This window comes from Amycolatopsis sp. DSM 110486 (genome assembly GCF_019468465.1).
In the GTDB taxonomy this organism is placed as follows: Bacteria; Actinomycetota; Actinomycetes; order Mycobacteriales; family Pseudonocardiaceae; genus Amycolatopsis.
In genome coordinates this window covers 964,053-987,936 of the sequence record NZ_CP080519.1, presented here as the reverse complement: position 1 = coordinate 987,936, position 23,884 = coordinate 964,053, and the positions used below count along the sequence as shown (strand labels likewise).

Annotated in this window: 21 protein-coding genes; 9 read left to right on the top strand and 12 right to left on the bottom strand. The window is 70.5% G+C overall.

Features of this window, described 5'->3' with window-relative positions:
* Positions 1-157: 157 nt before the first annotated feature.
* The 3 genes from K1T34_RS04755 to K1T34_RS04745 all read right to left on the bottom strand — a co-directional run bounded on the left by K1T34_RS04755 (position 158) and on the right by K1T34_RS04745 (position 3,307).
* Complete coding sequence (locus K1T34_RS04755; protein ID WP_220243075.1) at positions 158-1,504, bottom strand: HAMP domain-containing sensor histidine kinase; 1,347 nt, start codon at positions 1,502-1,504, stop codon at positions 158-160.
* A gap of 2 nt (positions 1,505-1,506) precedes the next feature.
* The gene (locus tag K1T34_RS04750) at positions 1,507-2,190 is read right to left on the bottom strand and encodes a response regulator transcription factor (RefSeq protein ID WP_220243074.1); all 684 of its coding nucleotides are present in this window, start codon (positions 2,188-2,190) and stop codon (positions 1,507-1,509) included.
* Positions 2,191-2,269: 79 nt separating this feature from the next.
* Positions 2,270-3,307, bottom strand: a complete 1,038-nt coding sequence (locus tag K1T34_RS04745) for a LacI family DNA-binding transcriptional regulator (RefSeq protein WP_220243073.1) — start codon at positions 3,305-3,307, stop codon at positions 2,270-2,272.
* A 37-nt stretch (positions 3,308-3,344) separates the two neighbouring features.
* Here K1T34_RS04745 and pip point away from each other — a divergent pair, with 37 nt between their 5' ends.
* The 4 genes from pip to K1T34_RS04725 all read left to right on the top strand — a co-directional run bounded on the left by pip (position 3,345) and on the right by K1T34_RS04725 (position 9,192).
* On the top strand, positions 3,345-4,751 hold the full coding sequence (gene pip / locus K1T34_RS04740) for a prolyl aminopeptidase (RefSeq protein ID WP_220243072.1): 1,407 nt from the start codon (positions 3,345-3,347) through the stop codon (positions 4,749-4,751).
* Between the two features lie 54 nt (positions 4,752-4,805).
* Complete coding sequence (locus K1T34_RS04735; protein WP_370643627.1) at positions 4,806-5,600, top strand: lysophospholipid acyltransferase family protein; 795 nt, start codon at positions 4,806-4,808, stop codon at positions 5,598-5,600.
* A gap of 52 nt (positions 5,601-5,652) precedes the next feature.
* Complete coding sequence (gene lpdA / locus K1T34_RS04730; protein WP_220243070.1) at positions 5,653-7,047, top strand: dihydrolipoyl dehydrogenase; 1,395 nt, start codon at positions 5,653-5,655, stop codon at positions 7,045-7,047.
* Between the two features lie 243 nt (positions 7,048-7,290).
* Positions 7,291-9,192 carry a S8 family serine peptidase gene (locus K1T34_RS04725; RefSeq protein WP_220243069.1) on the top strand — a complete coding sequence of 634 codons (1,902 nt, stop codon included), beginning with the start codon at positions 7,291-7,293 and terminating at the stop codon, positions 9,190-9,192.
* A gap of 40 nt (positions 9,193-9,232) precedes the next feature.
* On the opposite strand, the gene K1T34_RS04720 is transcribed toward K1T34_RS04725, so the two are convergent.
* Positions 9,233-9,865 carry a class I SAM-dependent methyltransferase gene (locus K1T34_RS04720; protein WP_220243068.1) on the bottom strand — a complete coding sequence of 211 codons (633 nt, stop codon included), beginning with the start codon at positions 9,863-9,865 and terminating at the stop codon, positions 9,233-9,235.
* 118 nt (positions 9,866-9,983) lie between these two features.
* On the opposite strand from K1T34_RS04720, the gene K1T34_RS04715 reads away from it, so the two are divergent.
* The gene (locus tag K1T34_RS04715; protein ID WP_220243067.1) at positions 9,984-10,721 is read left to right on the top strand and encodes an SDR family oxidoreductase; all 738 of its coding nucleotides are present in this window, start codon (positions 9,984-9,986) and stop codon (positions 10,719-10,721) included.
* Positions 10,722-10,865: 144 nt separating this feature from the next.
* On the top strand, positions 10,866-11,624 hold the full coding sequence (locus K1T34_RS04710) for an NPP1 family protein (RefSeq protein WP_255638309.1): 759 nt from the start codon (positions 10,866-10,868) through the stop codon (positions 11,622-11,624).
* A gap of 6 nt (positions 11,625-11,630) precedes the next feature.
* Here K1T34_RS04710 and K1T34_RS04705 read toward each other — a convergent pair whose 3' ends face one another.
* A complete protein-coding gene (locus K1T34_RS04705) occupies positions 11,631-12,644 on the bottom strand; it encodes an SDR family oxidoreductase (protein ID WP_220243065.1) in 1,014 nt (337 codons plus the stop codon).
* A 71-nt stretch (positions 12,645-12,715) separates the two neighbouring features.
* On the opposite strand from K1T34_RS04705, the gene K1T34_RS04700 reads away from it, so the two are divergent.
* Positions 12,716-13,591 carry a LysR family transcriptional regulator gene (locus tag K1T34_RS04700; protein ID WP_220243064.1) on the top strand — a complete coding sequence of 292 codons (876 nt, stop codon included), beginning with the start codon at positions 12,716-12,718 and terminating at the stop codon, positions 13,589-13,591.
* 3 nt (positions 13,592-13,594) lie between these two features.
* Here the strand turns inward: K1T34_RS04700 and K1T34_RS04695 are convergent, their stop codons facing one another.
* Positions 13,595-15,052, bottom strand: a complete 1,458-nt coding sequence (locus K1T34_RS04695) for an ABC transporter substrate-binding protein (RefSeq protein ID WP_220243063.1) — start codon at positions 15,050-15,052, stop codon at positions 13,595-13,597.
* A gap of 133 nt (positions 15,053-15,185) precedes the next feature.
* Here K1T34_RS04695 and K1T34_RS04690 point away from each other — a divergent pair, with 133 nt between their 5' ends.
* The gene (locus tag K1T34_RS04690) at positions 15,186-16,487 is read left to right on the top strand and encodes a hypothetical protein (RefSeq protein ID WP_360591398.1); all 1,302 of its coding nucleotides are present in this window, start codon (positions 15,186-15,188) and stop codon (positions 16,485-16,487) included.
* Between the two features lie 54 nt (positions 16,488-16,541).
* On the top strand, positions 16,542-17,114 hold the full coding sequence (locus K1T34_RS04685) for a chloramphenicol phosphotransferase CPT family protein (protein ID WP_220243062.1): 573 nt from the start codon (positions 16,542-16,544) through the stop codon (positions 17,112-17,114).
* A 17-nt stretch (positions 17,115-17,131) separates the two neighbouring features.
* On the opposite strand, the gene K1T34_RS04680 is transcribed toward K1T34_RS04685, so the two are convergent.
* The 6 genes from K1T34_RS04680 to K1T34_RS04655 form a co-directional block, all read right to left on the bottom strand.
* Entirely contained in the window at positions 17,132-17,701 is a 570-nt protein-coding gene (locus K1T34_RS04680; protein ID WP_220243061.1) for a dihydrofolate reductase family protein, read from the bottom strand.
* A 206-nt stretch (positions 17,702-17,907) separates the two neighbouring features.
* Complete coding sequence (locus tag K1T34_RS04675) at positions 17,908-19,497, bottom strand: alpha-amylase family glycosyl hydrolase (protein ID WP_220243060.1); 1,590 nt, start codon at positions 19,495-19,497, stop codon at positions 17,908-17,910.
* A 42-nt stretch (positions 19,498-19,539) separates the two neighbouring features.
* Positions 19,540-20,418: a carbohydrate ABC transporter permease gene (locus K1T34_RS04670; RefSeq protein WP_220243059.1), complete on the bottom strand. Its 879-nt coding sequence runs from the start codon at positions 20,416-20,418 to the stop codon at positions 19,540-19,542.
* On the bottom strand, positions 20,415-21,380 hold the full coding sequence (locus K1T34_RS04665; protein WP_220243058.1) for a carbohydrate ABC transporter permease: 966 nt from the start codon (positions 21,378-21,380) through the stop codon (positions 20,415-20,417). The genes K1T34_RS04670 and K1T34_RS04665 overlap by 4 nt, the downstream gene beginning before the upstream one ends.
* Complete coding sequence (locus K1T34_RS04660; RefSeq protein WP_220243057.1) at positions 21,358-22,749, bottom strand: ABC transporter substrate-binding protein; 1,392 nt, start codon at positions 22,747-22,749, stop codon at positions 21,358-21,360. Before K1T34_RS04660 ends, K1T34_RS04665 begins: the two co-directional genes overlap by 23 nt.
* Positions 22,750-22,865: 116 nt before the next feature.
* Entirely contained in the window at positions 22,866-23,873 is a 1,008-nt protein-coding gene (locus K1T34_RS04655) for a LacI family DNA-binding transcriptional regulator (protein ID WP_220243056.1), read from the bottom strand.
* Positions 23,874-23,884: the final 11 nt, after the last annotated feature.

The following is a 23,884-nucleotide window of genomic DNA, read 5'->3' as shown; positions in this document are numbered from 1 at the left end:
ACGTCACCTGGCTACTCCTCGTCGTCGCGGCTGCGATGAAGATCGGGTGCGAGCCACGGTATCGAGCGAAGTGTGCCCCGAAAACTGGAAAACGTTGCGCGTTCGGATGAGATCTGGGTGTTTCATTGCACTTTCACGGTCGGAAACGGTGATCTGTTCACTCCGCGACGGCGGGCGACGGCTCGGCCGGCTGGGCCGCTTCAGCCGGCTCCGCGGGTGCGGCCGGCTCCGCCGGGTCGTCGCTCGCTGGCAGCAGCAGGGTGAACGTCGGCGGGTGCGGGCTCGACAGCCGCAGCCGCCCGCCGTCGGCCTCGGCCAGGCTGCGGGCCAGCCGCAATCCGATGCCGTGCCCCGGCGGCGCGGTGCGGGCCAGGGCGAACGGGTCGGTGTCGCCGAGATCCGGGCCGTCGTCGGCCACGTCGATCGCGAGCGCGCCCCCCGCGTCGCGCGCGACAACGGTGACCGGCCCACGGCCGTGCGTCGTCGCGTTGTCGAGCAGCACCGCGAGTACCTGGCGCACGGCCGCCGCCGAAGCCCGGACGGTGGGCGGGTCCAGGACGTCGACATGAAGCCCGCGGCCGTTGAGCAGCGGAGCGCCGGCCTCGCGCAGCTCGGCCAGCACCGCGTCGAGGTCGAGCTCCGCGCGCGGTGCCCGGCGTTCGCGGGACAACGCGAGCAGGTCGTCGATCGTGCGCTCGAGCCGGTCGGCCGAGTCGATGCCGGCGCGGATCGCCTCGTACGGGTCGAGCCCGGGCGTCTCCAGCGCGGCCTCCAGCTGCAGCCGCAAGCCGGCGAGTGGCGTACGCAGCTGGTGCGACGCCTCGGCCGAGAACGCGCGCTCGCGATCGAGCGTCTCGCCGATCCGCTCCGCGGTCACGTCCAGCGCCGCGCCGACCCGGTCGATCTCGGCGATGCCCGCGCGGGGGCTGCGAGCCGTGAAGTCACCGTCGCCGAGCCGGGTCGCGGCGGACGACAGCTCCTCCAGCGGGCTCGACAGCCGACCCGCGATGCGCCGCGCGATGAGCCAGCTCGCGGCCACGGCGGCGACGCCGAACCCGATCATCCCGAGCCAGGTCAGGCCGACGCGGCGCAGGAGCACGGTGTGCGGCATCGCTGCCCGGACCACGCCCGCGAGCCGCGCGCCGTCCATCACGGGCACCGCCAGCACGTCCTCGCCGCCGACCTGTCCGGACGCCACGTCGACGTCCGCCCCGGACACCTGGTGCACCACCGCGTCGGCGGTCTCCGGGCCGGCGCCGGAGACCAGCTGTCCCCGCGGGTCGTAGATCCCGACGGTCGCGCTGCCCTGCACCGGCTGGCGGGGCACGCGCCCGGCGGCGAGCGCGTCGGACACCTCCAGCGCCGTGCCGTCGGCGGCGCGTTCGAGCTCGGAGCCGGTGTCCTCACGGAAGTACCACAGTGCCGCGACGGCCAGCGGCAGCCCGAACAGCACCGTGGCGACCACCGCGGCGAGCACCGTGAGCGTCACGATCCGGCGGCGCACGCTCAGGCCTCTTCCAGGCGGTAGCCGTGCCCGCGCAGGGTGGCGATCCGGGGCACGTCGGCCGGCTCGGGCGCGGCGTCCGCGAGCTTGCGCCGCAAGGCCGCGATGTGGACGTCGAGCGTCTTGGTCGAGCCGTGCGCGTTCGCGTCCCAGACGTCGGCCATCAGCCGCTCCCGGCTCACCGCCACGCCCGGTTGCTCGGCGAGGCGTGCCAGCAGGTCGAACTCCCGCGCCCGCAGGTCCACCTCCCGCCCGCCGACGACCGCGCGCCGGCTCGCCGCGTCGACCACGAGCGAGCCGACGGTGACCACCGGCACCGCGGGCTTCGCGGGCGCGCCGCGGCGTAGGTGGGCGCGCACGCGGGCGAGCAGCTCGCCGAGGCGGATGGGTTTGGTGAGGTAGTCGTCGGCACCCGCGTCGAGGCCCACGACCACGTCCATCTCGTCGGTCCGCGCGGTGAGGATCACGACGACGGCGCCCGGCATGCTCGTGCGCAGGCGGCGGCACACGTCCACGCCGTCGAGGTCGGGCAGGCCCAGGTCGAGCAGCACGAGCTCGGCCCCGGCCTCGTTCAGGGCGCTGCGGCCGTCGCGACACCAGCGCACCTCGTGGCCGTGGCGCGCGAGCGACGACTCCAGGACGCCGCCGATCGTCACGTCGTCCTCCACCACCAGCACCTTGGCCACGGGAGCAGCCTAACCAACACCCTGGCAGGGGCGTGCCGGGAAATCCGCGGAACCCGGTTACGTCTACAAAGGACGGTTCTCAGCGCCTCGGGCGCGCGGTGCTTTCGCGCAGCACGACCTCGGCGTTGACCCGGACCGTGCGCGCTCGCGCGCCGGAACCCTTGAGCGCGAGGTCCATCGCGCGTTCTCCCAGCTGTTCCAGGGGAAGCGCGACAGTGGTGAGCGCCGGCGTGAGGTCGCGGACCACCGGGATGTCGTCGAAGCCCGCCACGGAGATCTCGCCCGGCACGGCGACGCCGGCCTCGCGCAACGCGGCCAGCGCACCGATCGCCATCAGGTCTGTGACCGCGAACACGCACGTCGGGCGCTTGCGCTTCGGCCGCTCCAGAAGCCGCTTCGCTGCTTCGTAGCCGCCGTCGCGGGTGAAGGCGGTCTCGAGGACGTCTTCGTCGGACAGCGTGACGCCCTGGGCGGCGAGCTCTTCGGCGAACCCGTCGAGCCGGTCGCACACCGTGGTGAGCCGTGTCGGCCCGGCCAGCACGGCGAATCGCTTGTGGCCCAGCCCGACGAGCGCCTTAGCCAGCGCGGCCGCGCCGCCGCGGTTGTCGGGCTGCACGGTGTCCACTTTGAGCCCGCGGTGCCGGCTGACGGCGGCGACCTGGCCGCCGCCACGGCGGTACGGGTCGAGCTCCGCGGCCATCGCGCGTTCCCACGAGCGGTCCTCGAACGCGGACCCGATCAGCACGATCGCCGACGCCCGCTGCGCACGCAGCGCCGAGACGTACGCCACTTCGCGGTCGGCGTCGCGGAAGGTGTCGGCGAGCATCACGAGCAGGCCGTTGCCGTTGGCCACCTTCATGACCCCGCCGGCGACCGCGGAGAAGTACGGATCGGACACATCGTGACAGATCACCCCGACCGTCCGATGTGTCCCTCCGGCGAGTGCCTGCGCGTGTGCGTTCGGTGCGTACGCGAGCTCAGCCGCGGCCGACATCACGCGATCGCGCAGGTCCGTGCGGACGGATGCGGTGCCGTTGAGCACCCGCGAAGCCGTGGCGAGTGACACGTCGGCACTTTGTGCCACGTCCGCCAGGGTCACGTGCGGCCCGGACTTCATCGCTCCTCCATGGTGGTTCCTCGGGCATAGTGGCCCCATGCTCGGTCTGTACCCGGAAATCGAACCCTACGACCACGGGATGCTGCCGGTGGGCGATGGCAACGTAATCTACTGGGAGGAGTGCGGGAACCCCGCGGGCAAGCCGGTGGCGTTCCTGCACGGCGGTCCCGGTGGCGGCGCGTCGGCGCGGCACCGGCGCCTGTTCGACCCCGAGCGGTACCGGATCCTGCTGTTCGACCAGCGCGGTTGCGGCCGCAGCACACCTCACGGCAGCACGGCCGAGGCGGACCTGTCGGTGAATACCACCTGGCATCTGGTCGCCGATATGGAGCTCCTGCGCGAAGACCGCGGCATCGGCCGGTGGCAGCTGTTCGGGGGCTCTTGGGGCAGCGTGCTTGCCCTCGCGTACGCCGAGCAGTACCCGAACCGCGTCAGCGAGCTCGTGTTGCGCGGAGTCGCGACGCTGCGGGTGAAAGAGATCCAGTGGCTTTTCGGCGGTGGCGCCGCGTGCTTGTTCCCGGAGGCGTGGTCGCGGTTCCTCGCACCCGTGCCGTACGCGCGCCGCAGCGACAACCTGCTCGAGGTGTACCACGAGCTGCTGCACCACCCGGACCCCGAAGTCCACGGACCGGCGGCGATCGCGTGGAGCCGGTGGGAGGGCGAGACGGTGAAGTTCACGCCGCAGGAGGAAGTGGTGTCGGCGTTCACCGAGCCGGAGTTCGCGCTCGCCATCGCGCGCATCGAGAACCACTACTTCCGCCATGGCGGCTGGCTGGCCGAGGACCAGCTCATTCGCGAAGCCGGGAAGCTCGCGGGCATCCCGTGCGTTCTCGTGCAGGGAAGGTATGACGTGGTCACTCCCGCGACCACGGCGTGGGAGCTGGCGCAGGTCCTGCCCGGCGCGGAGCTGAAGATGATCTCCGACGCCGGTCACGCCTTCGACGAGCCCCGGACCCTGCACGAGCTGATCAGCACGACCGACCGGTTCGCGGCAGGCTGGGACGACCGCGAGATCGACGAGCCGAGAGGAAACACACGGATGCTTTTTGGTGACGAGCACGTCCGCCGCTACGAGGAGACCGACGGCGAGATCGGCCACGAGTGGCAGCCCGGCGTGCCGACACTGGTCCTGACGACCAAGGGCCGCAAGTCCGGTGAGGACCGCAAGTTCGCGCTCATCTACCAGGAGGTGGACGGCAACCCCGTCATCGTTGCCTCCAAGGGTGGCGCGCCGAATCACCCCGGCTGGTACCTCAACCTGGAGGCCAACCCGGAGGCCGGCGTGCAGGTGCTGGCCGACAAGTTCACCGCCCGGGCCCGCACGGTCTCCGGCGAGGAGCGCGCCCGGCTGTGGGACAAGCTCGCCGCGGTGTGGCCGGACTACAACGAGTACGCGAAGAAGACCGACCGCGAGATCCCCGTGGTGGTCCTCGAGCGGGTGTGATTCGCGCCGCGTCCGGGACCCGGGGTCACCGAGCCGGGTGGTCTTCGGCTACGAATGACGCTCATGGCCCTGCGAAACCGGTCGCGCGACCGCTGGACCCCGCTCGAGAACGAGGGGGAACTGCTCACCTTCCGTCAGATGGAGGCCTACGGCCGGCGCTTCGCCCGCGCCGGCCGTGGTGCCTGGTACAGCTTCGCGATCGAGGTGGTCTGGCAGTTCCTCGTGCTGTTCAGCCGCTTCCGCGTGCGGGGCGCGCACCACATCCCGGCCTCGGGCGGGGTGCTGGTGGCGTCGAACCACCTGTCGTTCGCCGACCCGACCACGCTCACGGCGTTCTGCCTCGCCGCCGGCCGCGTGCCGCGGTACCTGGCCAAGTCGAGCCTGTGGGACCTGCCGGTGGTCGGCTCGGTGATGCGGTCCGGGCAGCACATCCCGGTGTACCGCGGCGCGCCGACGGCGGCGGGCGCGTACCGCGACGCCGTGAAGGCGGTGGAAGCCGGCGAGTGCGTGACGATCTTCCCGGAGGCCACGTTCTCGGCCGACCCCGGCGGCTGGCCGATGAAGGGCAAGACGGGCGTCGCGCGGATCGCGCTGGAGACCGGCGTGCCGGTGGTGCCCGTCGCGAACTGGGGCACGCACCACCTGCTGCCCGCCGGGGCCTGGTTCCTGCACGGGATCCCGCGCAAGACCGTCGAGCTCGTGGCCGGCCCGCCGGTGGACCTTTCGGATCTCCGCAACGGCGCGCCGACGCGCGAGGTGCTCGAAGAAGCGACCGCCCGGATCATGCGCGCGGTGACGGATCTGCTGGCCGGGATCCGCGGCGAAGAGCCCCCCGGCGACCGTCCGTGAGGCGAGCACCGTCACCCCGCCCCGCCAGCCGGTTCGGGGTAATTTGGATGGTATGAGTGCACACTATGACGTCGTGGTCCTGGGGGCCGGAGTCGGCGGCTACGTGGCCGCCATTCGCGCCACGCAGCTCGGTCTGAGCGCGGCGGTCGTCGAGGAGAAGTACTGGGGCGGAGTCTGCCTCAACGTCGGCTGCATCCCGTCGAAGGCGCTGCTGCGCAACGCAGAGCTGGCGCACACGGTGAAGGAAGAAGCCGCCACCTACGGCATCTCCTCCGACAGCGAGATCCGCTTCGACTACTCGGCCGCCTACGAGCGCAGCCGCAAGGTCGCGGACGGCCGCGTCAAGGGCGTGCACTTCCTGATGAAGAAGAACAAGATCACGGAGTACGACGGCCACGGCACGTTCGTCGACGACCACACCCTCGAGGTCAACGGCGAGCGGATCACCTTCGACCACTGCGTCATCGCGACCGGCGCCACGGCGCGTCTGCTGCCCGGGACTTCCCGCAGTGACCGCGTGGTCACCTACGAACAGCAGATCCTCGAAAGCGAGGTGCCCGAGAGCATCGTCATCGCGGGCGCCGGTGCGATCGGCGTGGAGTTCGCGTACGTGCTGCGCAACTACGGCGTGGACGTGACCATCGTCGAGTTCCTCGACCGGATGGTGCCGCTCGAGGACGCCGAGGTGTCGGCGGAGCTGGCCAAGCGCTACCGCAAACTCGGCATCAAGGTGCTGACCGGCACCAAGGTCGAGGCCATCGAGGACCCCGGTGTCTCGGGCGCGAAGGTTCGTGTGACGGTGTCGAAGGACGGCAAGCAGGACGTGCTCGAAGCCGACAAGGTCCTGCAGGCCATCGGCTTCGCGCCCAACGTGAAGGGCTACGGCCTGGAGAACACCGGCGTCGAGCTCACCGAGCGCGGCGCCATCGCGGTGGACGGCCGCGGCCGCACCAACGTGCCCCACCTGTTCGCCATCGGCGACGTGACGGCGAAGCTGATGCTGGCGCACGCGTCGGAGTCCATGGGCATCGTCGCGGCCGAGACGATCGCCGGCGCGGAGACCATGGAGCTCGACTTCGTGATGATCCCGCGCGCGACCTACTGCCAGCCGCAGATCGCCAGCTTCGGCTGGACCGAGGCCCAGGCCCGCGACAAGGGCTACGACGTGCAGGTCGCCAAGTTCCCCTTCACGGCCAACGGCAAGGCCCACGGCCTCGGCGACGCCGGCGGCTTCGTCAAGATCCTCAGCGACGCCAAGTACGGCGAGCTGCTCGGCGCGCACCTCATCGGCCCGGACGTGACCGAGCTGCTGCCCGAGCTCACGCTGGCCCAGCAGTGGGACCTGACGGTGCACGAGGTCGCCCGCAACGTCCACGCCCACCCGACCCTGGGCGAGGCGGTGAAGGAAGCGATCCACGGCCTGGCCGGGCACATGATCAACTTCTGAGGTCTTCCTGCCACGACGCCGGATCGTCCACTGCGGACGGTCCGGCGTCGTTGTCCGCCGGTTCATCACCCGTCTGCCTGGAGAGAGTCCACGAGCGGGGGACGGGCCGCTACGCTGACCACCGCGTCCACGGAGTGGACACATCGGACGATTCAAACTTTTGTCGGTGTACTGCGCGGTGGTGACTCTCTAGATTCTTCTGACTACCGCCGGTGGGGCGGGCGAAGCAGGGAGAGAGAGTCGATGCGGAGATTCAGCCGGGCCGCCACTCGGTCGGTGCCGTTGGCGGTGGGGGTCGTGCTGCTGGGCACCGGCGTGGCGAGCGCGCAGCCGTCCGCGGCCGATGTCGTCGCGCAGCGCACCGAGGCCGGCATCAGCGCGTTGCAGGGCATCAAGAAGTCGCTGACGCCCTCGGAGCGCAAGCAGGACAGCCGGCTGGTGATCGAGAAGCGCCTGCGTGCCGACCACGCGCTCGCCGCGCTGTTGCCCGACTACCGCACCGGCTTGCCCGTGGCTAAGACCGGTGCGGTCTCCGTCGACATCACAGGCGTCGCCGGCATCGCCGGCACCGCCGTGGCCCAGGCCGTGCGTGCGGCCGGCGGCACCGTCCGCTACGCCTCGCCGGACGGCGCGGTGCGCGCGGACCTGCCGCTCGCCGCCGTGGACAAGATCGCGGCGCGCGGTGACGTGGCCGCCGTCGCGCCGGCCGCGCAGGCGATGACGTGGCGTGAGCAGGACCCGCGCCGTGAGCTGGTGGCCCAGGCGGTGACGCAGGTGTCCGAAGGCGACAAGGCCCACGGCGCCGACACCGCCCGCGCGCAGTACGGCGTGACCGGCTCCGGCATCAAGGTCTGCGTGCTGTCCGACGGCGTCAACTCCCTGTCGAAGTCGCAGGCCGCGGGTGAGCTGCCGGCCGTCGACGTGCTGGCGGGCCAGGCCGGCAGCGGTGACGAGGGCACGGCGATGCTCGAGATCGTCCACGACCTCGCGCCCGGCGCCACGCTCGGTTTCGCCACGGCGTTCACCAGCGAAGCGAGCTTCGCCGCCAACATCCGAGCCCTGCGCACCACCGGCCATTGCACCGTGATCGTCGACGACGTCGCCTACTTCGACGAGTCGCCGTTCCAGGACACGCAGGTCGCGCAGGCCGTCAACGACGTGACCGCCGCGGGCACGCTGTACTTCTCCTCCGCCGGCAACTCCGGCAACTTCACCGACGGCACCAGCGGCTACTACGAGGGCGACTTCCGCGCCTCGGCCTCCACGCTGCCGGGCATCAGCGGCACGCCGCACGACTTCGACCCGGGCTCGGCGGTGCAGACCTCCGACCCGCTGTCGGCGGGCTCGCTCGGCAAGCCCGTCACGCTGTTCTGGTCGGACCCGTGGAGCAAGTCCGGCAACGATTACGACCTGTTCATCCTCAACGCGTCCGGCAGCGTCGTGTCCTCCAGCGACAACCCGCAGACCGGCTCGCAGAACCCGTACGAGATCGCCTCGGTGCCGACCACGGGCTCGGGCTACCGCGTGGCCGTGGTGAAGTACAGCGGCGCCGACCGGTTCCTCGCGCTCAACGTGATCCGCGGCCGGTTCGTGGACTCGGGCTCGCTCAAGGCGTTCAGCACGGCGGGCGTCACCTCGGGCCACTCGGCCGCGGCCGACGCGTTCAGCGTGGCGGCGGCCCCGGCGGCGACGGCGTTCGGCCGTCCACTCGAGACGGGCGACCCGGCGAACCCGGCCGGCCCGTACCCGGGCCAGTTCACTGCGGCGAGCAAGTGGGAACGCTTCACCTCCGACGGTGAGCGCCACGTGTTCTTCAACCCCGACGGCATCGAGCTCACCCCGGGCAACGTCTCCTCGACGGGCGGCGCCACGCGCGCCAAGCCGGACATCACCGCGGCCGACGGCGTCGCCACGTCAGTGGCCGGCTTCCAGCCGTTCTACGGCACGTCCGCGGCGGCCCCGCACGCGGCCGCCATCGCGGCGCTGCTGCTCTCGGGCAAGCCCACCGCGACACCCGCGGAGATCCGCTCGGCCCTGGTGTCGAGCGCGTTCGACCTGGGCGCGCCCGGGTACGACGCCGTGACGGGCGCCGGCGTGATCATGGCGGGCCCGGCGCTGGACGCGCTGGGCGTGCCGCAGAGCTAGGTGCGGTTCCGGCGGCCCCGGGTTGATCGGGGCCGCCGGCTCACCTGCTCGTGATCAGCAGGTGGAAGGCGCGGGTGCCCTCGCCGATGCGTTGGTGGCGGTCCAGGCGCAGGCCCGCCTCGCCCAGCGCCGTCTCGACGTCGGCGACCGGGCGCAGCCGGAAGCCGTGTTCGGTGAACGGCATGGCTTTCATGGCTTCCGGGTCGCCGATGCCGAGCACGAACCGGCCACCCGGAGTGAGCACGCGGGCGACCTCCGCGAACCCCAGGTCGAGGTCGTCGATGAAGTACACCGTGTCCAGCGTGATCGCGGCGGCCATCGACGCGTCTTCCAGCGGCAGCGCGGTCATCGTGCCGCGGTGCAGGCGCAACCGGCCGGCGGCGATGTTGGCGGGGAACGCGGCGCGGGCCTTGGCGATCATCGTGTCGGAGATGTCGACGCCGTGCACCGTGCCGCCCGCCGCGGCGCGCAGCAGCAGGTCGAGGCCCAGGCCACCGCCGAAGCCGATGTCGAGCGCGGTTTCCCCGGGTTTCAGGTCGAGTGCTTCGACGGCCGCCGTCATGTTGCCGCGATTGGCGCGGTTCAGCAGCCGCCCGACGGCCCGGCCAGGCAGCCCGCTGGGGTTGCCGAGCTGCCGCGCCAGCCCGGCGAGCAGAGTGTCTCGTGGTCCCATTTCCGCAAGTCTGCCCTCGTGACGGCCGCGAGTCCACGACCTGGATTGTGGTGGCCCGGATGGTGTGGCAGCGTGCTGGCCTGCTGTGTACTGGGCGGCGAAGCCGAGGAGGGGTGGGATGACGACGAAGACCGCGGTGGTCACCGGAGCGGGTTCGGGTATCGGCCGGCGGGTGGCGCGGGCGTTGCTGGGCGCCGGCTACCAGGTCGCGCTGGCGGGGCGCCGGGCCGAAGCGCTGGAGGAGACGGCGGACGGTGCCGAGGGGGCGCTGGTCGTGCCCACGGACGTCGCTTCGCCCGAGGCCGTCGCGGCGTTGTTCGCGGCGGTGCGGGAGCGGTGGGGCCGTCTGGATGTGCTGGTGAACAACGCCGGGGTGTCGGCGGGCGGGACCGTCGCGGACCTGTCCGTGGAACGCTGGCGCCGGACGGTCGACACGAACCTCACCGGAATGTTCCTGTGCGCGCAGCAGGCCGTGCTCCTGATGAAGGACCAGGAACCCATGGGCGGGCGGATCATCAACAACGGCTCGATCTCCGCGCACGCGCCGCGTCCCGCGAGCGTCGCCTACACCGCCACGAAGCACGCCGTCACGGGCCTGACCAAGTCGATCTCCCTCGACGGCCGCGCCTGGAACGTCGCGTGTGGACAGATCGACATCGGCAACGCCGCCACGGAGATGACCGAACGCATGTCCGGCGGTATCCCGCAGGCCGACGGCCGCGTGCTCGCCGAGCCCACCTTCGACGCGAGCCACGTGGCCGACGCGGTGCTGTACATGGCGGGGCTGCCGCTGGACGCGAATGTCCAGTTCCTGACCATCACGGCCACGACCATGCCGTTCATCGGGAGGGGCTGACCCTTCCGTACTGCCGGAGTTACCCGTTCGGGCAAGGATCTTCGAGTGGTCTGATCCACACTGCGGTGCTGGTGTCCCGCGACCACGCTGGGCGTGCGATCACGAGAAGGGACCCGCTCGATGAAGCACCGCACGTTGCGTAGGTTGGCCGTCGTACCGCTGGCGATCGCCACGGTGACATTCGGCTCCGTCGCTTTCGGTTCGGCGACCGCGTGGGCCGACCCGCCCTCGGCCCTGCCGGCCGCCGCGCCCGCCGCCGACGCCAAGTGGCAGCCCGCGCTCGACTTCGACAAGGACGGTTGTTACAACACCCCGGCCATCGGCCCCGACGGCACGCTCAACCCGGGCCTCGACCTCGGCGGCGCCGTGAACGGAAACTGCCACGACAAGTCCGATCTGGCCAACACCAACGTCTACTCCAGGGCCAAGTGCAACAACGGCTGGTGCGCCTATCTTTACGGGTACTACTTCGAGAAGGACCAGGTCTCCGACGGCCCCGTGTCGGCCGGCCACAAGCACGACTGGGAACACATCGTCGTGTGGGTGCAGGACGACCAGGCGAAGTACATTTCCGTTTCCCAGCACCAGGGTTACGAGACGAAGCCGGCGTCGGAGGTCCCGTTCCAGGACAGCCACCCGAAGGCCGTGTACCACAAGGACGGCGTCACGACGCACGACTTCCGCTTCCCCAAGGACGGCAACGGTGACGAGCCACCCGAGAACGATGAGGGCGTGTGGCAGGTCAAGGGCCTCGTGGGCTGGGACAACTACCCCTCGGGCATCCGCGACAAGCTCACCTCCGCCGACTTCGGCGACGCGACGTTCAAGCTGACGGACGACCGCTTCAACGGCACACTCGCCACCGCGAAGCCCGCCGACGTCGGTCTGGACCCGAACGCCTGATTTGGGTCAGGGAATGACCTTGTCTCGCCGGAACTCATCGAAGAGCCGGTAGAACATCTGCTCGGTGTCCACATAGTAGTGAAAGCCCGCGCGGCGTGATTTCGACGTGTCGGCGAACATGTCGTAGTCCCAGGAGAACACGAAGTCGCCGAAGGGCCAGGCGGACACGTCTCGGTAGGCCGGTTTGAGGCCGTACTTCGCGGACATCCGGGACCACAGCGGCTCCTTGTCCGCCATCACGGTCGCGAGCGACATGGGCAGCGGCGGCGCCGTGTCGAGCTCGAAATACGCGGCGAGCTTCGGCCACAGCTCCCTCCAGCGGAAGAGGTCGCCGTTGGCGATGTTGAAGGCCTCGTTGCGGGTGGAGGTCGCGGCCCAGACCGTAGCTTCTGCCAGGAGGCCGGCGTCGGTCATCTCCAGGAGGCTGTCGTAGGCGCCGGGCTTGCCGGGGAACCGCAGCGGCAGCCCGAGTTCCTTCGAGATCGACGCGTACACCGCGATCACGAGCGCGAGGTTCATCGGGTTGCCGAGTGTGGTGCCGCCGACGACCGACGGCCGGATCGCCGACCAGCTGGGGGCCCGGCGCTCCAGCAGCTCCTGCTGGTCGACGTTGAACTCGGGCGGCATGTGCCCGGCGTCCGACTCCCGCGCGGGCGTCTTGAACGGCCCGAGATGGGCGCCGTAGACCTTGTAGCCCTGCATGAGGCTCACGTGCTCCAGCGCACCGCCGTCGAGTCCGTCGACGAGGTTCTCCAGCATCGCGACGTTCGGCGCGACGAGCTCCGCCCACGTCGGCCGGTCCTGGTAGGCGGCGTAGAACAGGTGCGTCGCGTCGCGGTGGTCCGCGAGCTTGGCGCGGGTGTCGGCGGCGTCGAGCAGGTCGACGGCGAGCGCGCCGGGCCCGCCGCGCCGTGAGAGGCCGACGACGTCCCAGCCGCCGAGGCCGCGCAGGTGGTCGGTCAGCGTGCGGCCGATGATCCCGTTGGCGCCGGCGACCAGGGCTTTGCGTGGGGTGCTCATGCCTTCGATCCTGCGACCGGGCTATGCATAAGTCCAAGGCATAGTTCTTTGGTCAGCGATAAACTGCGGTCATGACGAGCCTGCGGCAGCTGGAGTACCTCGTGACGGTCGTCGACACCGGCTCGTTCACGCGCGCGGCCGAGCAGCTGCACGTGACGCAACCCGCGCTGTCGCACCAGGTTCGGGCGCTGGAGCAGCACGTGGGCGGGCCGTTGTTGGAACGGCTGCCGCGCTCGGTGCGCCTCACGCCGATGGGCCGCGCGATGCTCCCGCACGCCCGCGCCGCGCTCGCTGACGCCGAACGCGCCCTCTGCGCCGCTCGGCAGGCGTCCGGGCTGATGGCGGGGGAGCTGCTCGTCGCGACGGTGTACTCCGTCAGCCTCGGCGTGCTGCCCGCCGCGCTGCGGGTGTGGCGGCGCGACCATCCCGCCGTCGACGTGCGGTTGTTCGAATTCCGCCACGCCGACGAGCTCCGCGAAGCCATGACGGCGGGCGAAGCCGACGTCGCGATCGGCCCGGAGCCCGCGGGCTGGGAAGGACCGGTGCGTTCGCTGGGCGTCGAGGAATTCGTGGTCGTCCTCCCCCCCGACGGCGCCACCGAGGGCGACGGCGGCACCGTCGACCTGGCCACCCTCGCCGACTGCGCCTGGGTGCACTACGCCCCCGGCCACGGCCTGGCCGAGATCCTCGACGCCGCCTGCGCCGACGCCGGGTTCCGCCCGCGCCCGGCCGTGCGCACCGAGCAGACGGCCACCGCCCCCATCCTCGCGGCGGCCGGCCTGGGCCCGGCGCTGGTGCCCGCCAACGTGCTGCCGCCGAATTTCGAAGGCCGCGTGCTGCGCCCGTCGAAGCCGGTGCGCCGGGTGCTCACGGCCTACAACCGCCCCGGGCCGGATCCGTTGACCAGCGGTTTCGTCGAGATCCTCGCGCGGCACGCGAGGGTGTGAACGTCAGACGGAAAGCCTGGCCAGGTCGATACCCGAGAACGCCGCCGCCGTCACGTCGTGCAAGCGGGGCGACCACACGGCGTGCCCGTGGCCCGTCCACAAAGGAGCCACCGGGAGGTCGCGCAGCAGCTGGTTCTCGGCGACCCGGTACAGCTGTCCGGCTTCCGCGGCGGTGGCCGCGGACTCCGCCGCCGCGAGGTCCTGCTCGAAGCCGGCGTCCGAGTAGCCCGAAACGGAAGCCAGGGCCGACAGCAAGTCCGCCGGACTGGCGGAGGCGAGGTTCAAGTCCACAGTAGACGGACCGTCCGCTTGCCCGTCCGGCCGTTGGGCGGCGGTCACCGGAACCCCCAGTGCCGTGGTCAAGCCCGCGGCGAGTGGGCGCGTCCACTGGCCCGCGCCGGGGTCGAAGTAGACCGTGGTGGGGCCGGTGAAGCCGGACTGGCCCAGCAGTGACTTGGCGGCGGCCGCGTCGAAGGAGCAGGGGCGGCAGGTGCCGGTGCGTTCGCCGGGGGCGTCGGCGGGTGGCAGGAGGGCGTGGGCGAGGTCGACCTGGTGCGCGAGGGGACCGGCCTCCAGCGCTGAGCGGTCGACAGCGAGGGCGAAGGCGTGGCGGACGGCCGCGTCGGCGAAGCGGGGGTCAGCCGTGGGGAAGACGAGGTAGCCGGCCTCGGGCAGGGGCCAAGTGGTGTGGCGGTCGGCGAAGTCGGTGTGCATGGCTTCGTGGCGTTCGCCGGGGACGGAGGTGACGAGGTCGAGCGAACCGTCGCGCACGGCGTCGTACTGCTCCACCGGGTCGCCCACGCGCAGGTCGACCTCGGTGGCCCGCTCGCCGGCCGGGGTGACGCGCAGGAGCGTGCCGCCGGTGCCGGGGGCCCAGCCGTCGGCGAGACGGAAGGGGCCGTCGCCGACGGGGTGGCGTGCGAAGCCGTTCCAGTCGTGCGAAGCGAGCACGGAGGCGGGCATCGGCACGAGCCCCGGCGCCGAGAGCCACGCCGGTACCTGGCTGCTCGGACGGTCGAGCACGAGCCGTATCGTCGCCGCGTCGGGGGCCGTGATCTGCTTGGCCCGCAACGACTTCGTCAGCACCGGCGTGACCTCCCAGTTCTCACCGGCGATGGCTTGCCAGGTGTCCACATAGGACTGTGCGGTGACCGGGGTGCCGTCGTGGAACTTCCACCCGGGGCGCAGCTTCACGGTCCACGTCACGCGGTCGGTGCTCGTGATCGACGCGGCGGCGCGCGGGGTGAGCTTGCCCGTGGCCGGGTCGTAGTCGGCGAGCGGCGTCCAGAGCGCGCCCGTGACGAAGCGCCCGGCCTGATCGTCGACGTCGGCGGGCAGCAGCGTGCCCGGCTCCTGCAGTCCGACCGTGACGACGCCCGGGCGCGCCGGCTCGTCGGACGAACAGCCGGCGAGCGCGGACAACGCCGCCACTGCGGCGGCGAGCAGGGCGGGCAGGCGCATGCTGTCTTAATACCAGTTGGAAAGGGACGAAAGGCGGTTGTGTCCGGTTGGTCACCGTCTTAGAGTGCAACGGTCACGCTGGGCGTTCTGGGAGGTTCGTGTGCGCCGCTGGTGGGTTCGATCTTGCTTGGCCCTGACCACTGTAGCCGCGACGCTCATCGCGACCGAGCTGCCCGCGGCCGCGTGCGGGGAGGACGACAAGCCTGCGGTTCAGGCCAAACACACCGCCGGTGATCCGGGCGCGGTCAAGGGCGTGCGCGCCGTCGGCAACGTGCCCGACGCGGCGGGCGCGATCTCCGCCAACTTCCTGTCCTACGGCCGCCGCGACGTGATGGTGGTGTCCGGCGAGTTCGGCCTCAAGGTCTACGACCTCACGCGCAACCCCGCCGCACCGAAGGCGATTGGGCAGCTCAGCCTGCCCGGCCTGTGGGAGACCGAGGACACGGAGGTCGACGCGCAGCGCAAGCTGGTGTTCCTCTCGCGCGACCCGCGCGCGTTCGAGGGCAACACGCACAGCGGCGAGTCCGGCATCTACGTCGTCGACGTCTCGCGCCCGGAGAAGCCCACGATCCTCAGCTACGTGCGCGTGCCCGCCGGCCACACCACCAGCTGCGTCGACAGCTGCCGCTACCTGTGGACCGGCGGCCCCGCGAAGGCCGACGACCAGCCGGCCGACTGGGGCGGGCGCCCGATCTGGGTCACCGACGTGCGCGACCCGCGCCACCCTGTCGTGCACCCCGACCCCATCGAACTCGCCCGCAACGACGGCCAGACCGACTACGTCCACGACGTCCAGGTCGACTCCGCGGGCGTCGCGTGGGTGTCGGGCCGCGGCGGCGTCCGCGGCTACTGGACCAGCGGCCAGCACCGCGACCCCGTCCGCGGCGGCGTGCACCGCGCCACGGCGCTGGCGCCCATCCCGTACGCCGGCGGCGGCGTCGACGAGACCGCCGCGCCGTCGAAGTTCCTGCACAACAGCTTCCACCCGGTCGGCCCCCGCGACGCCGGCGCCTGGCGCGGCCACGACCTCGTGTACGCCACCGAGGAGAACTTCCTCGACGGCTGCGCGGGCGACGGCGTGCTCACCATCTCGTCCCTGGCCGGCTCGTACCACGGCGAAGGCTGGCGTTCGACCGCGTCGGATCCCTTCCGTCTGCAGAGCATCGGCACCTGGAGCGTCGCCGGCCAGGAAGGCAGCGACCCCGCCTCCGACGACTGCTCCGCCCACTACTTCGACCTGCGCGACCACGTACTCGTCCAGTCCTTCTACTCCCAGGGCACGCGCTTCCTCGACGTCAGCGACCCGACCAACCCGCGCCAGATCGCCTACTTCCGCCCGGCGGACGCCAGCTCGTGGGCGCCGTATTGGCATGACGGGTATGTGTATGTGGCGGACAACGTGCGTGGCGTGGATGTCCTGAAGCTGACTGCCTGAGAGTCGCCGGGTTCAGGCCGGGATCGATCAGCTTTGCCTGGCTACAGTTCGATCATGGAGCCAGTGTCGCGCGGCCGGGTCATTCTCCTCAACGGCCCTTCCAGCTCGGGGAAGTCGAGCATCGGGCAGGCACTGCTGGCGGTCCTGCCCGACCCTTGGTTCCACGTCCCCGTCGACGGGATCAGCGGGATGCGGTCGACGCGCTACACCCGTGAGCTCGACGACGCCGGAGTCCAGGAAATGCTGCGACGGACCCGGCGGGGTTACCACCGCGCCGTCGCAGCCCTCACGTCCACGGGGAACGACGTGGTCATGGACTACCTGCTCAGCGAGCCGTGGCGCCTCGACGATCTCCTCGTCGTCCTCGACAGCTACGACGTCACCCTGGTCGACGTCCACTGCGCGCCGGAGGAGCTCGCCCGGCGGGAGCGCTCGCGCGGCGACCGGCCGCACGGTCTCGCCGCCTCGCAGACGTTGATCTACTCCCACCGGGACAACGACCTCGTCGTGGACACCACTCACCGCACGGCGGCTGACTGCGCCCGCGAGATCGCCGGCCGCCTCGATGCGATCGGGCGGCCGAAAGCGTTCGAACGCCTCCGCGCCGCCCGCGCACGAACAAGTTGATCGACTGAGTCCACTCATCAATGCCGCGTGGGCCGGTAGATCAGTTCCTGCGTGTGGCCGTCCAAGGTGCGGCTTTCGAGGAGCTCCAGGTCGAAGTCCTCGGCCCCCTCGAAGATGCGGGCGGCGCCCGTTCGGCCGGTGAGCACGGGGAAGACCGTCAGCTGCACGCGGTCGACCAGGCCGGCGGCCATCAGGGCGCGGTTCATGGTCAGGCTGCCGTGGGAGCGCAGCGGGGCGTCGGACTCCTTCTTGAGGCGCGCGATGACGTCGACGGCGTCGCCGCTGAGGACCGTCGCGTCCGGCCAGTCGAAGGGGCCGCGCAGGGTGGTGGACACGACGGTGGCCGGCAGGTTCCGCATCCGGGCGACCCAGGGGTCGAGGTTCTCCACGCCGAACTCGGTGAACATCTCCACGTTGTCCCGGAACGTGGTCTTCCCGAACACCATCCGCTGCCCCTCGCCGTACAGCTCGAGGCGGCGCGCCAGCAGCTCCGGGCCCTGCTTGCCCCAGTAGCCACCCCAGTCGCCGGTGTGGGAGCCGTAGCCGTCGAGGCTGGAGAAGACGTCGAAGGTGTAGGTGGCGGTCATGGTGTGCTCCTTGAGTGAGGTTCGGGGCCAGGCGGCCCCTCACCCTGCCTACGAACCCGCTCGACACCAATCGACACCGTCGCTCGAAAAATTTCTGAGCGGCTGCCCGGCGGCCGAGACGGGAGGTGGCCGCCGGCTGTTCCGCGCCACTCGCGGAGCTGACCGACGCCGGTGGAGGGTGCCCCCTCGACACCCTCCACCGACGATCAGGACCGCAGCCACACTGCGGTGTCCGTCGGGATCTCCGTGGAGACCGGACCGCTCGCCAGCAGGATCTCCCCGGCCGGCAACGGAACCGCCGTGGCGGAGAAGTTCAGCACGAACGTGAACCCCGGCTCCCGCGTGAACGCCAGCACGCCGTCATCGCGCGAAAGCCACTCCAGCGCACCCGCGCCGAGCGCAGCCTGTTCCGCGCGGATCCGGAGGCCGTCGCGGTACAGCGACAGCATCGACGCCGGGTCCGCCGCCTCCGCCGAAGCCGTGTACTCGGCCCACGATGACGGCTGCGGCAGCCACGGCGTCCCCGTGCCGAAGCCGAATGGTGCGGCAGGACCCGACCACGGCAGCGGCACCCGGCATCCGTCCCGGCCCGGGTCCGCGCCGTCGGTCCGCGCCCACACCGGGTCCTGCCGCAGCTCCGAAGGGATGTCCTCGACTTCCCACAACCCCAGCTCTTCGCCCTGGTACACGTACACCCCGCCGGGCAGCGCCAATGTCAGCAGTGCCGCCGCCCGCGCTCGGCGGGTGCCCAAGGAGAGCGAAACCGGCGTGCCGTGCAGCCGGTCGGCGAACGAGAAGCCCGTGTCGCTGGAGCGGCCGTACCGGGTGACGTGCCGCGTCACGTCGTGGTTGGACAGCACCCACGCCGCGGGCGCGCCGACCTCGTCGTGGGCCCGCAGCGTGCGCGAGATGACGTCGCGGAAGCGCGAGACGTCCCACGGGCACACCAGGAAGTCGAAGTTGAACGCCGAATGCAGCTCGTCGCGGCGCAGATAGCGCGCGGCGCGTGACATGTCGGGCAGCCACATCTCGCCGACGAGCACGCGTTCGCCCGCGTACGAGTCGGCGATCTTGCGCCACGACCGGTAGATCTCGTGCAGCCCCTCCTGGTCGGAGAACGGTGTCTCGTCCCCGTTCTCGACGTCGGGCAGTGCCGGGTCCTTGACGAGCCCGTCGGCGACGTCGATGCGGAAGCCGTCGACGCCGCGGTCGAACCAGAACCGCAGCACGTCCTCGAACTCTGCGCGGATGTCGGCGTTGTCCCAGTTGAAATCGGGCTGGCGCGAGCTGTACAGGTGCAGGTACCACTCGCCGTCCTCGACGCGAGTCCACGCGGGACCGCCGAAGCGAGACTTCCAGTTGTTCGGCGGCTGCGAACCGTCGACGCCGCGGCCGGGGCGGAACCAGAACCGTTGCCGCTCGACCGATCCCGGCCCGGCGGCGAGTGCCGCCTGGAACCACCGATGCTCGTCGGAGCAGTGGTTCGGCACGATGTCGATGATCACGCGGATGCCGCGCTCGTGCGCTTCGGCGATGAGCTCCTCGGCCTCGGCGAGAGTGCCGAAAAGCGGTTCGATGTCACGGAAGTCGGCCACGTCGTAGCCGCCGTCGTCCATGGGCGACGGGTACCAAGGCGTGAACCAGATGGCGTCGATCCCCAGTTCGGCGAGATGGTCCAAACGGGACCGGACGCCGGCGAGGTCGCCGATGCCGTCGCCGTTTCCGTCGGCGAAGCTGCGGATGTACACCTGGTAGATCGCCGCGCTGCGCCACCAAGCCGAAGACAGTTCGGTCACTGCGTAGTCCTCCCAGAGTCGTTTGTGTACACGGTCGGTGTGTCAGCCCTTGATCGAACCGGCGGTGAGCCCGGCGAGGATCTGGCGCTGGAACACGAGGAACAGCACGATCATCGGCACGCTCGCCAGCACCATCCCCGCCACGAGCAGGTTCAGTGGCATGTCAATGGCCACCCGCTGCAGCATCACGCTCAGCGTCTGCTTGCCGGTGTCGGGGAACACCAGCAGTGGCCAGATGAAGTCCTTCCACGCGGCCACGATCGTGAGGATCGAGACCACGGCGAGGATCGGGCGCGAGATGGGCAGGATGATCGTCCACAATGTCCGTACCGGACCGGCGCCGTCGAGGCGCGCGGCTTCGATGAGTTCGTCCGGGATCTGGTCGAAGAACCGTTTCAGCAGATAGATGTTGAACGCGTTGGCCGCCGCGGGCAGCCAGATCGCGGCGGGCGAGTTGATGAGGTTCAAGTGCAGCAGCGGCAGGTCCGTCACCGTCACGTACGTCGGCACCAGCAGCGCCGCGGCCGGCAGCATGAGCGTGACGAGCATCAATCCCAGAACGACATTGCCGAACTTGGGCCGCAGCTTCGACAGCGCGAACGCGGCCGGTACGTCCACCGCCAGCTGCACCAGCCACGCGCCACCCGCTACGACCACCGTGTTGAGGAAGTACTTTCCGAGGTCCATTTGGTCCCAGGCCTCGGAAAACGACTCCGGATGCCACTCGCGCGGCACGATCGTCGCCGGGGTCGCCGCCAGCTCCGCCGGTGACTTCATCGCCCCCGTCACCGCCCAGTACAACGGAAACAGGAACGCCAAGGTGAACAAGGCGAACGTGCACACGAACACGATCACGTAGACGGTTTTGCCGCCCGGTGTACGCAGTTGCGAAGGCGAGACCAGCGTCCGCGCGGCTGTCATTCCACCCTCCTCGTGAGACGCACGTACATCGCCGAGAACACGCCCAGCGCCACGAACAGCAGCAGGCTCATCGCGCTGGCCGAGCCGAAGTCGTTGTAGACGAAGGCGTAGCGGTACAGCAGCAGGAGCACGGTCACCGTCGAGTCGTCCGGGCCACCGCCGGTCATCACGTACGGCTCGGTGAACACCTGCATCGTCGCCACGATCTGCAGCAGCAGGAGCACCAGCAGCACGAACCGCGTCTGCGGGAAGGTCACGTGCCGCAGCCGCCGCCACATCCCCGCGCCGTCGAGCTCCGCGGCCTCGTACAGCTCACCCGGGATGGTCTGCAGCGCTGCGAGGTAGATCAACGTGGTGCTGCCCATGTTGGCCCAGGTGGACACGAACACCAGCGACAGCATCGCAGTCGTCGAAGAGTCGAGCCACTGCAGACCGGGCAGGCCGACCGCGTTCAGCGCCGAGTTGAACAGCCCGGGACCCGGGTCGTAGAACCACTTCCACATCAGCGCCGTGACCACGGGCGGCAGCATCACCGGCAGGTAGACGGCGAGCCGGAAGTACGCCCGCGCGTGGCGCAGTTCGTTGAGCAGCACCGCCGCGACGAACGGTACGAGGAACCCGAAGACGAGGGCGAACCCGGTGAACAGCAACGTGTTGCGCCACGCGACCCCGAACAGCGGGTCGGCGAACAGGCGCACGAAGTTGTCGAACCCGACCCACGTCGGCGGGTTCACGAAGTCGACCTGCTGGAAGCTCAGCAGCACTCCGCGCACGATGGGATACCAGGAGAACATCGCGAACACCACGAGCGCGGCGCACAACAGCGTGTACGCGGTGAGGTTCTCGCGCAGGCGCCGCTTGAGCCGGGCGCGCCGGCGTTCGGCGGGCGAGGCGGCAGGCCGACCGGCCCGCGGGGTGACCGCGGGCCAGTCGAGCACGTTACCTGACCTGGGCGAGGACACTGTTGACCTTCGACTGCGCCGAGCCGAGCAGCTGGTCGATGTTCGCGTTGCGGTCGGTGAGCACGGCCTGCATCACGCTGTCGAGCGCCGCGTAGATCTGTTGCGCGTTCGGCGGTTCGATGCTGCCCTTGATCTTGTCCGCGGTGTCCACGTAGGACTGGTAGTTCTCCGCGGGCACGTTGGCGTACTTCTTCTTCACGGCCAGCTGCTGGTCGCGTACCGCGCCCTGCCAGATGTCCGGCGTCGGCTCGGTCGGCAGGCCCACGGGCTGCTTGCCGTCGGCGTACTGCTTCACGTGCTTGTCGAAGCGGTCGGGGTTGAGGTACTTCCACTGGATCCACTCGAGACCGGCCTTGATCTTCGCGGCCGATGTCTTCGGGTTGATCATGTAGCCCTCGCCGCCGAGCAGGGTGCCCTGCGTGCCGGGCATACCGGCGATGCCGTAGTCCTCGTACTTGCCGTTGAACTGCTTCACCAGCACGGGCACGTTGTCCGGCGCGGCCATGTACATGCCGAGCTGGCCGGCGCCCATCATGCGCTGCACGTCGACGTCCTGCAGCAGCTGCTTGCTGCCCATGGAGTTGTCGTCCCAGCGCATGGCGTGCAGGTAGTCCAGCGCGGCCCGGCCCTTGTCGTTGTCGAAGTCGGCGACCCACTTGTCGCCGTCCTTGCGGGCGATGTCGCCGCCCATCGAGTACAGCCAGCCGGTCATGTGCCAGCCACCCTGGTTGTTCTTGCTGTAGTCGGCGTACCCGACGACCCCGTTGCCCAGTGCGGAGATCTTCTTCGCGTCGGCCCGCACCTCGTCCCAGGTGGCGGGCGGCTTGTCCGGGTCGAGCCCGGCCTGCTGGAAGAGCTTGCGGTTGTAGACGAGCCCCATGGTGTAGTTCGCCGTCGGGAGGCCGTAAAGCTTGCCGCTCGCGTCCCGGAAGTTGTCCAGGAGTTGCGGCTGGATGTCGTTCACATGCGGCACGCTCTTCGCCGCTTCCGTGATGTCGGCGGCCTGGTGGCGGGCGATGATCTGAGCCGGGTCGGTGAAGTACACGTAGTACACGTCTTCGAGCTGGCCGCCGGCGAGCTTGGCCGAGAACGTCTTGGGGTCCATGAACCCCTCGTGGGGCACGATGTCGATGTCCGGGTGCGAAGCCTCGAACTCGGCGACGTCGGCGTCGAACACCTTGCGCTCGAACGGCTGCGTGGTCGGCGGCTGCCCGGTGACGGTGATCTGGACCTTTCCGCCGGCGTCTCCGCCCTCGGAGCCGGAGCCGCAGGCGGCGAGGCTCACGGCCAGGCCGCCCGCGGTGAGCAGGGCGATCACGGTTCTGGGGGTGCGGCTGGACCTCGCTGCTCGGGACCAGGGACTGCTCATCTCAAGCCTCTTCTCGCGGTCGCGACGGCTGTGTCGTGATGGCCGTCACTCTAAAGTGTGAGACCAGAACGCCGCAATAACCCGACGAGGATTTGCAAGTTACGAACAGGACGTGATCACGCCCGGTGCCGCGCGGTCGACCCCCTCACCACGAGCTCGGGAGCGAACAGCAGTTCCTCGGCCGCGACCTCGCCGCCGTTGATCCGCTTCACGAGCAGCTCCACCACGGCGCGGCCCATCGCCTCGATCGGCTGGCGCGTGGTCGTGAGCGGCGGGTCGGTGCAGTTCATGAGCGCGGAGTCGTCGTAGCCGACCACGGAGATGTCGTCCGGCACCGAGAGGCCTTGCCGCCGCGCGGCGCGGATCGCGCCGAGGGCCAGAAGGTCGCTCGCGCACAGCACGGCGGTGGCCCCGCGCGGGTACAGGCGCGCGGCCGCGGCGTGCCCGCCCTCGATGGAGAACATGCCGTGCTCCACCAGCTCGTCGAGCACGGGCAGGCCGAGTTTCGCCGCGTACGAGCGGAAAGCCGCGAGCTTGCGCTGCGACGGCACGTGGTCGGCCGGGCCCAGGACCAGGCCGATCTTCTCGTGGCCGAGTGAGCTCAGGTGCCCCACGACCTGCTCCACGGCCACCGCGTCGTCGCACGAGACCTGCGGCAGCCCGAGGTGGTCGACGGCGGCGTTGATCAGCACCGTGGGCAGCTTGCGTTCCACGAGGTGGTGGTAGTGCGTGTGCACGGCGTCGGCCTGGGCGAACAGCCCGCCGGCGAACACCACCCCGGACACCTGCTGCTGCAGGAGCAGCTCCACGTACTCGGCTTCGGACACCCCGCCGGCGGTGCGCGTGCACAGCACGGGCGTGAACCCCTGCTGGGCCAGCGCGTTGCCCATGATCTCGGCCAGCGCGGGGAAGATCGGATTCTGCAGCTCGGGCAGCACGAGCCCCACCAGGCGGGCCCGTTCCCCGCGCAGCTGGGTGGGGCGTTCGTAGCCCATCACGTCCAGCGCGGTGAGAACGGCGGCCCGGGTACTCGCGGAAACCCCGGGCCGGCCGTTGAGCACCCGGCTGACCGTGGCTTCGCTGACCCCCACCTGTCGGGCCACTTCGGCAAGTCGACGCGTCATGGCTGAAACTT